This window comes from Methylobacterium sp. J-043 (assembly GCF_022829505.1).
GTDB classification, from domain to species: Bacteria; Pseudomonadota; Alphaproteobacteria; order Rhizobiales; family Beijerinckiaceae; genus Methylobacterium; species Methylobacterium extorquens_A.
Window position 1 is genome coordinate 1 of sequence record NZ_JAKSYB010000001.1, and the last position, 1362, is coordinate 1362.

Below are 1362 nucleotides of genomic sequence, written 5' to 3' on the forward strand. Positions count from 1 at the left end.
CGCCGATTTCAGGCCCGAGGCGGTGATGCATCTGGCTGCCGAGAGCCATGTCGATCGCTCGATCACCGATCCGGGTGCCTTCGTGCGCACCAACGTGATCGGCACCCAGGTGATGCTCGACGGCGCCCGCACCCACTGGGAGAGCCTCTCCGGTGAAGCCAAGGCGACGTTCCGCTTCCTCCATGTCTCGACCGACGAAGTCTACGGCTCGCTGCCGCCGGACGCCTTCTTCACGGAGGAGAGCCGCTACGATCCGCGCTCGCCCTACTCGGCCTCGAAGGCAGCCTCCGACCATCTCGCCCGCGCCTGGCACGAGACCTACGGCCTGCCGGTCCTGGTGACGAACTGCTCGAACAATTACGGCCCGCGCCACTTCCCGGAGAAGCTGATCCCGCTGATGATCCTGGCGGCGCTGGAAGGAAAGCCGCTGCCGGTCTACGGCGACGGCCTGAACGAGCGCGACTGGATCCATGTCGAGGACCATGCCCGCGGCCTCGTCGCGGTGCTGGAGCGCGGCCGGCTCGGCGAGACCTACCTGCTCGGCGGGCGCTCGGTGCGGAACAACCTTGAGGTCGTGAAGGGGCTCTGCGCCGCCTTCGACCAGCTCCGGCCCGAGAACGGCCCGCACGAGCGCCTGATCACCTTCGTCGCCGACCGGCCCGGCCATGACCGCCGCTACGCGATCGACCCCGGCAAAGCGGAGGCCGAGGTCGGCTGGCGGCCGACCAAGGTGTTCGAGGAGGCGCTGACGGACACGGTGCGCTGGTACCTCGACAACGAGGCGTGGTGGCGCCCGATCCGCGAGGGCCGCTATTCCGGCGAGCGCCTCGGCCTCGCGGGCAAGAGCGCCTGAGCATGGATATCCTGATCCTCGGCGGCGCCGGTCAGGTCGGCACGGAGCTTCAGGCCTTGTCCTGGCCCGAGGGCGTGCGGGTCCACGCGCCCGACCGCCTGAGCCTCGACATCACCGACGAGGCCGCTGTTGCTGCGGCGCTCGACGCACGCAGCTACGCGGCCGTGATCAACACGGCCGCCTATACGGCGGTCGACAAGGCCGAGACCGAGGTCGCCGCCGCATGGCGCCTCAACGCGCTGGCCCCGGCCATCCTCGCGGCCGAGACGAAGCGGCGAGCCATTCCGCTCGTCCACGTCTCGACCGACTACGTGTTCGACGGGGCGGGCGAGGGCTTCTACGCCCCCGATGTGCCGGTGAATCCGCAGAGCGTCTACGGTGCCAGCAAGGCCGCCGGCGAGATGGCGGTCCGCTCCGGCAATCCGCGCCACGCGATCGTGCGCACCGCCTGGGTGGTGAGCCCGCACCGGGGCAACTTCGTGAAGACGATGCTGCGGCTCTCGGGCGAG

At 70.0% G+C, this 1362-nt stretch carries 2 protein-coding genes; both read left to right on the forward strand.

The genetic code is table 11. The annotated features are described in order from the left end of the window. Nucleotides 1–853: dTDP-glucose 4,6-dehydratase (gene rfbB, locus MKK50_RS00005; protein WP_499019503.1), on the forward strand; the 853-nt coding region annotated here is incomplete at its 5' end. A 2-nt stretch (nt 854–855) separates the two neighbouring features. Continuing rightward, nucleotides 856–1362 (forward strand): SDR family oxidoreductase (locus MKK50_RS00010; RefSeq protein WP_499019506.1); only part of this gene is annotated, 507 nt, incomplete at its 3' end.